2 protein-coding genes are annotated in these 8,260 nt (G+C 48.1%); both read left to right on the top strand.

What is annotated here, in order from left to right:
- On the top strand, window positions 1-4,988 hold a 4,988-nt coding region (locus STRDD11_RS10055; protein WP_241209407.1), incomplete at its 5' end, for a ZmpA/ZmpB/ZmpC family metallo-endopeptidase.
- Between the two features lie 553 nt (window positions 4,989-5,541).
- Window positions 5,542-7,950: an SHIRT domain-containing protein gene (locus tag STRDD11_RS10050; RefSeq protein ID WP_128837192.1), complete on the top strand. Its 2,409-nt coding sequence runs from the start codon at window positions 5,542-5,544 to the stop codon at window positions 7,948-7,950.
- The last annotated feature ends 310 nt before the right edge of the window (window positions 7,951-8,260 follow it).

Here is an 8,260-nt window from a genome sequence, read left to right as displayed (position 1 = left end):
AGGGCGAGCGGACGATTACGACCCGCGTCTACAATTCCAACGGCCAGGAAATCGACCGTCAGGAACTGTCTAATGTCGAAACGCTGTCCCCTGTGACCCAGATTGTTAAAGTCGGTACGGCCAAGCCACACATGGTGCCCAATGAGGCACCAAAAGCGGACGCCCTGCCAGAGTACCCGCTGACTTATACTGACGAAACGCGGGTAGAGAAAATCACCTTCGCTATTCGTGAAGAAGAAACGGACGAGCTTGTGCAAGGTGCCCGCAAGATTGCGACTCCGGGCGTGGAGGGTGAGCGGACCATTACGACCCGCGTCTACAATTCCAACGGCCAGGAAGTTGACCGTCAGGAGCTGTCTAATGTCGAAACACAGGCGCCAGTGATGCAAGTCGTCAAGGTCGGCACGGCCAAGCCACACATGGTGCCCAATGAGGCACCGAAAGCAGAAGTTTTAGAAGAGTTCGATTTAATTCCACTGCACCATCTATTGGCAGAAGCAGATCAAGTTAAAGCTCAGGCACGCTATTTCAACGACAGTCAGAGCCATCAGAATGCCTATGATACTGCTTTGACGGCAGGCCAAGCGATTCTCAGTCAATCACAGGCCAGTCAGGCAGAAGTCAACCAGCTGGTGGAACAGATCAATCAAGCCAAGGCTCAGTTAAGCGGTCTTGAGGTTGTCAAAACAGCCCTTCAAGCTGAATACGATTTAATTCAAAGTGTCAAAGCGACCGTTCAGTACAAGAATGCGGATCCAGACAAACAAACGGCTTATACAGACCAAGCAGCTCAGGCAGAAAGGGTTCTGCGCAACCAGCTGGCGACACAGGTGCAGGTCAACCAAGCCTTTACCAGTCTGACAGCAGCCAAAGAAGCACTGAATGGTGTAGCCAAAGTCAAGCCGACCGTTTCTATCCTAAGTCTGACAGAAAACGCTGAGGATAAGTCGGTTACGGTCCAATACACTTTGGAAGATCGGACGCAGTCTTACCGCTCAGCGACTGCTGAATTATACAGGGGAGAACAGCTGGTTCGCGCTCTTCCGATTCGCAATTTTGCAGGAAATCTTAAGATTGACGGCTTGGACTACTATACAGACTACACTTTGAAGACCCAGCTGACCTATGAGCTGGACAGCGGCAGCTTTACAGAGCTTGAAAATGACAGCCGTACTTTTAACTTGGAATACAAGAAAATCGCCTTCCGTAATATCGAAGCGGCAGAGTTTTACAGCAAGGAAAACGACCAGTACAAGCGCCTCGTCTCTATGAGTGCCCTGCCTACTGATCTGTCAAACTATTTTGTCAAAGTCAAGTCTAGCGACTCCAAGGAAATGCTTCTGCCGGTTCACAGCATTTCAGAAGGTGAGAAGAATGGCAAGGCAGCCTACAAGGTGACAGTCTCTCTGCCGGAGCTGGTAGAAGAGACTGCGACAGGCTACAAGTCTGGCTATGACTTTTATATCAGCAAGGCTGGTCCTAGTCAGCAGAATGTCTACACCAGCTTTACCGGTCTGCTGGACGCTATGAAGAAAAACATGGCCGGCAGCTATGTGCTGGGAGCAGATCTGGATGCCAGCGAGGTCAGTCTGGCACCGGCGGACTATGTCTATCTCAAAGGAAACTTCACTGGCAGCCTGACAGGCGGCCACGATGGCAAGCAGTACGCCATTTATAATCTGGCTAAGCCTTTGTTTGAAAACCTCAAGAGCGGCTCCTCTGTTTCCAATCTGGATCTGAAGGATGTCAATATTGTCGGGACCTATGACTCGGCAGCTCTGGCCCGCAATGCGGACAATGCCCGGATCAGCGATGTCTCTGCCCAAGGGAAGGTAGCTGTAGTGGACAAGGCCTCACAGGTAGCTGGTTTGGTCGTCGTTGCCAGCAATACGCAAATCAGCAACAGCTCCTTTAGCGGGACTATCCAGACCAATGATAAGCAGACCAAGGCATACAATGCCGGCGGTCTAGTGGCCAATCTGAAAGGCAGCAGATCCCTGCTCAGCCAAAGCAGAGCAGATGTGACCATACTCGCAGGCGCTCGGACAAATGAACAGCGCTTCGGCGGTCTGGTCGGCCGCTTGGAGGACAATGCCCGGATCAGCCGATCGTATGTATCTGGACAGATCCAAAATACGACTAAGAACGGCCAAATCGGCGGTGTAGTCGGGTCTAATTATTCCAATGGCTTAATTGATACGGTCATCAGCAACATCAGCGGTACGAATTTCCGCAGTATTTCCGGAGACCAAGGCTATGACAACACCCGTATCACAGAGGCTTATGTCGTTGAAGGCAATGAAGGGCTGGAAAATGACAAGTTTGTCACCTCGACACTGACACTGGAAGAGGCAGAAGAAAAGCTGACTGGACTGGGCATTACGACTAGCTTGGACGACAGCAATCTCAATCTTACCTCTCTGGACTACAGCCAGGAAAGGAATGCGCAGGACAACCGCGCTATTGCCTATGCCAACATGGAAAAACTCCTTCCTTTTTACAACAAGGAAACCATTGTAGCTTATGGCAATAAACTTCCGGAAGACCAGAAGCTCAATACAGAGCTCTTGCTGGATGTTGTTCCGATGAAGGGGGACCAGATCATTACGGATCTTCACAGCCATAAGACTGAGATTAACCGCCTGATGCTGCATTTTGCGGACAATACGGTCCAATATCTGGATCTGACCTATAAGGGTGATTTCAAATACAAGGCCATTGCAGAATACACTGTAAATGACTTAGGCCTCCTTTATACACCAGAAGCCTTCCTATCTGACTATAGCAGAGTGCTGAATCAAGTGCTGCCAGAGCTGGACAAGGTGGTCCTGGACTCACCGGCTATGCGCACCGTTCTGGGTGTGGCAGCTGATACATCGCTGGATGATCTTTATCTGGATACAGCCTTTGATCAGGTCAAGACCAAGCTGTCAGAAGAGCTGCGCAAGGTTTTGGCTATGGACAAATCCATCAATACCGAAGGAGATGCGGTAGCTGATTATCTAGCTCAGAAGATCACGGCCAATAAAGAAGCCTTCCTGCTGGGACTGACCTACCTCAACCGCTGGTATAATATCAACTATGACAATATCAATGTCAAGGATCTGTCAGCCTACAAGTTTGACTTTTATGGCAATAATGAAGCTTCAACACTGGATACCATCATTGCTCTCGGCCAGTCTGGCTTTAACAACCTCAAGGCTAAAAACAGCTATCTGGCCTATGATACGTCACTGGCTGAAGCAACGGGCAAGAGGGGGCTCTTCAACTATCTGGAAGGCTACCGCCAGCTCTTCCTGCCAACCAAGACTAATAACGAATGGCTGAAGACCAATACCAAGGCCTACATCGTTGAGTCCAAGTCAGAAGTAGCCGCCGCCAGAAAACTGCAGGACGAGGCTGTCAATGGCGGTAAATACTCTGTCGGAGTTTATGACAAGATTACTGCTGATAATTGGGAATACAAAGGCATGCTCTTGCCGCTCCTGACCATGAGCGAAAAAGGCGTCTATGTCATCTCCAATATGTCCACCATCTCCATGGGAGCTTATGACCGTTACCGTGATGCGGTCAACGGCAAGGTGCGGACAGATGCAGAGCTAGCTGAATATGTCGAGGACCGGGTCAGAAAGTCAGCTGAATTCCAGCGCGATCACTATGATTTCTGGTACAAGATTTTGAGCGATGAAAGCAAGGACAAGCTCTTCCGTTCCGTTCTGGTCTATGACGGCTTCTCCTTCAAGGATGACAAGGGCAATAAATACTGGGCGCAGGCCAATGATCCGTCTGCTTCTATGCAGGAATTCTTCGGACCGGCTGGTAAGTGGTATGCCAGCAAGGGCTACAATGCCTATGCGACAGGAAATGTCACCCACTTTGATGCGGCTCGTCTGCTGGAAGACTACGGCAACTCTGTCTATACCCATGAGATGACCCACAATTCTGACGGCGCTATTTACTTTGAAGGAAACGGCCGCCGCGAAGGATTGGGAGCTGAGCTCTATGCCCGCGGTCTCCTGCAGTCTACGCCAAGTACTGACGAAGCAACCATCACCCTGAATACCCTCTTTAAGACGGATAAGGATTCTACCACACGGATGCACACTTACAACTTTAAGGAGCGCGTCCAGAATGCTGATGATCTGCAGCACTATGTACACGGTATGTTTGACATGATTTACACGTTGGACTATCTGGAAGGCACTTCGATGGTCAAGCAGTCTGATGATGCCAAGCTCAAGTGGTTCAGGAAGATGGAGAACTACTATGTTACGGATAAGTATAATAAGCAGACCCACGCGGGCAATCAGGTCCGCAGCTTCACTGCTGAAGAAATCAAGCAGCTGACGACTTTTGAATCCCTGATTGACAATGATGTCATCACCCGCAGGGAAAATAAAGACAGCGGCCAGTATACCCGTAACGGCTACCTCAGTCTCAGCCTCTTCTCGCCAATCTACTCAGCTCTCAGCAATCCAAATGGTGCACCGGGCGATGTCATGTTCCGCCGGACGGCTTACGAACTCTTGGCGGCTAAGGGCTACCAAGACGGCTTCGTGCCTTATGTTTCCGGCCAATTCTCCAAGGAAGCTGTGGCTGAAGGTTCTATCACTTATGACAGCTGGCTTAAGAAAGACGTCGGTCTGGTGACGGACCAGAAAGTCTTTGACCATGTTCTGAAAGGTGAATACGAGTCATGGACAGCCTTTAAGAAAGCCATGTATCGAGAGCGGATTGACAAACTGCAAAATCTGAAGCCGATTACCATTGAGTATGAGCTGAAGAAGCCGAACAGCACCAAAAAGGTGACAATTTCTTCCTATGCAGAAATGCAGAAACTCATGGACGAGGCTGTGGCAGAGGATGTGCGCAATATCACCAATGCCACTACCAAAGTGGAAGCCAGCTGGGTCAACCTGCTCAAGAAGAAGATTTACAATGCTTATCTGCGTGAGACAGACGACTTCAGAGAATCCATTTTTAAATAGATTTGCTTAGGAACCGACTATTGAGCTGGTTCGCCTCAAGGGGTCGGCCAGTAAGTCATCAGCAGCCCGCTTCGTCCTTTCATTTGCCTTGTCAAATCAGCAAAACGAAGCTGGCTGTGATTTCAATAACGGCTTGCAAGCCATCAAAAAAACCAATTCTGCCAAGTGTTGCTTGAAAGGATTGGTTTTTTGCTGACTTTCGTGTCTATTTTAATCTGAGAATAGAAAAAATAGGAAAAAAATAGACCAAAATAGGGGCGAAAAGCGCATAAAATACTGCTATTTATGACAAAAGATGTTATAATTGTCATGTATATGTCATATTCCAGCATATGCATCTTATGTTTTTTGGCTTGACGATGAAGCATAGAGTCTTTCTGTCTTTTTTGTCAGCTGAAAAGAAAAGCCAGACAAGTAAGGGTGTGCCTGCTCTTATTTGTCTCCGCAGTTTTTCGTTGGTTTTCTATGCAGGATCCAGCTCGCTCTGGCCTGCTGCAAAAGACAAACGGAAAGACTGCATTGAAAAAGAAAAGAAGGAGGAGAAATCGTTCAGTTGAAACAAATTTATGATAAGCTGTCCCATGCTGTGATGGCTGTCTTGCTGCTAGTGTCGGTTTTTATTCCCCTGCTGAGCCAAAATAGCAGTGCTTCAGCTGCGGAATTGACTGAAAGCGACTATCAGCTGACTACAAATGTCACCATTAATACCAATGTACTCAAGGATACCGGCTATGGTGAAGGCAAATTTTACATCGCTCCGACCTATACTTTTGCAAATGACAAGGTATTAAATGACGGCGATACAATGGTCTACAAAGTGCCTCAGCAGTTCAAAATCGAACGGGCCGCCGAGGAAAATCTGACAGCGCCGGACGGTACTACGGTCATTGCTAAGTTGGTGACAGATCCTGTGACTGGTACTGCAACGGTGACCGTGACCAATGCAGCTTATTTTGCCGCCAATCCTGACAGCAAGCGGATTTCAGCTTCCTTTACCGTTGTCTGGGCTGATAATATGCCCTACAATCAGGAGCAGGAAGTTCATTTTCCTGGTGCCAGGACCTATAAGCTCAAGCGTATCAAGGTCGATGAGGAGCCTCAGGGGTATTCCAAGTGGGGTGTTCAGGATTCTAAGGATCCAAACTATGTCAACTGGCGTATCCGCGTCAACCGTGATGTCCAAAATCTTGGCCAAGTGGTCGTTGAAGATGCTATTCCCGATGACCAAGAGCTGGACGAAGACTCTGGCATCACAGGCTACCACTTTACCGACTGGGAAGGTGCTTCAAATGCAGTAGCAGGTACGCGCACATCCTTTAAGCCGAGCGAAGTTGTGACCATTACTGATGAAAATCACTTCACTGTCAATGCAGGAGAGCTCAATGGCAGAGGGATTTATATCGTCTACCGGACTCGCCTGACCAAGCCAGTTGATAAGGTAACCAAAAAGGCCTTTAACGATGTGACGGTGACGGCAAACGGTCAGACAATGCCTGCCTTGGTATCGCGGCCATTTGCACCGCTGACGACGTTGGATGGTATCGGGGAAGCTACCCGGCCTGATGAAGTCATTTTTAAGGTTCAGAAAGAGCTGACCGGCCGTACTTTGGCAGACGGCGAATTTACCTTTGACTTGATTAATAAGGATGATAATGACAAGGTTGTCCAAACTGTGACCAATCAAGGCGGCAGTGTGACCTTTAAGAAAGTCCGCTTTAAGCAAGAAGGAACCTTTAACTATGCCATTCGTGAGCGTGCCAGCAATCTGCCGGGCGTGACCGATGATGCCAATCCGGAAATTAACATTACAGTAAAAGCTGAAAGCGTGAACGGGGTCAGAACAGCGACAGCAAGCTATGACCGTGAGTCCTTTGTCAATACTTATCAGGCAGAGCCGGCTAGTGCGGCCATTACTGCCAAGAAAGAGCTGACCGGCAAAGCACTGGAAGCTGAAAAGTATACCTTTAAGCTGACCGAAGTCGGCGGTAATAACCAAGAGCTTCAAGCAACAAATGACGCGAATGGTGATATCAAGTTTCTCGGAATCAACTATGATAAAGAAGGAACTTATACTTACAAGCTGACAGAAGTAGCTGGAAGTGAAGCTGGAGTGGCTTATGACAGCACAGAACATACTGTGACAGTCACAGTGACGGACAATAACGGAAAATTGGAAGCGGCCATCACCGGCAACAATCCAACATTCACCAATAGTTACAAAGACTATGGTGTCAGCTACGAGTTTATCAGCAGCAATCCGGCTTATCCAAATCTGCCAAAAGAGGTAACCGATTTGCTTCCGGCAGATGCTAATCGCTACACTGATGGCAGCAATGTAGATGCCAAGCAGCCGGCGCAGACCAGCGTCACAGTGGCGGAAGGGACTTGGACTTTCAAGGGCTATGCTGAAACGGATAGACAGACAGTGGCAAACAGCGACCTTAAATTTACTGGTAAATGGGATTTCACACCAGCACCAGCTAAATACAAGGCAGCTTACAGCTTTGTTAGTGCCGATCCGAACCATGCACTGCCTGCTGAAGTCAGCAGCTTGCTGCCAGAAGATTCTAAAGAATACACAGACGGCACAGCAGTGACGGCTATTGACCCAAGTAAGAAAACAGTCCAAACCGCAGCCGGCACCTGGACTTTCAAGGGCTACGATGCAGCCAGCAAAACTGTAGCAGGCGCAGATGTCGTATTTACAGGCACATGGACATTTGAAGCAAAAGTTCCGGATTCATCCTCGATTGATAGCGACAGCAATGATTTGGATGGTAAGGATATTTCTGATGATTCAGATGCAGGCAATACCTCTGGAAAATCAGGCAATCTAAGGTCAAAAGCTACGAAGAAAGTTCTGCCAAGAACCGGCAGTGAAACTTCTGTACTTGCTGTATTTGCAGGTTTTGCCTTGCTGACAGCATCAGTTTTTGCCTATCGTTTCAAAAAAGCTAATTAATTTTAGCCAGACGAATCACCTCAGCTAGCTGAGGTGATTTTTTCTAGCTTTTGTCATCACCTATCCTTGATAATGTACTGACGATTAGTCTTATAAATTCTAAAGCAGGCGAGGCTGGGACAGACTCCTATGATGGCTGAGTCCTCACCCGAAGAGAAATCTATCTTTTGGAAGATACCGTATAAGAATGGAGTCGACGAGAAAGAAGAATAGAAATAGAGGAGTTATGATTGCTCCTAATGATAAAAAGCCTGCTGAAAATATAGTTGCTCAGGCTTTCTTTGTGCTATAATAAAGAAAAACAATGAGG

The organism is Streptococcus sp. DD11, from assembly GCF_001578865.1.
Lineage (GTDB): Bacteria > Bacillota > Bacilli > Lactobacillales > Streptococcaceae > Streptococcus > Streptococcus panodentis.
This window is presented reverse-complemented; position numbering and strand designations above follow the sequence as displayed.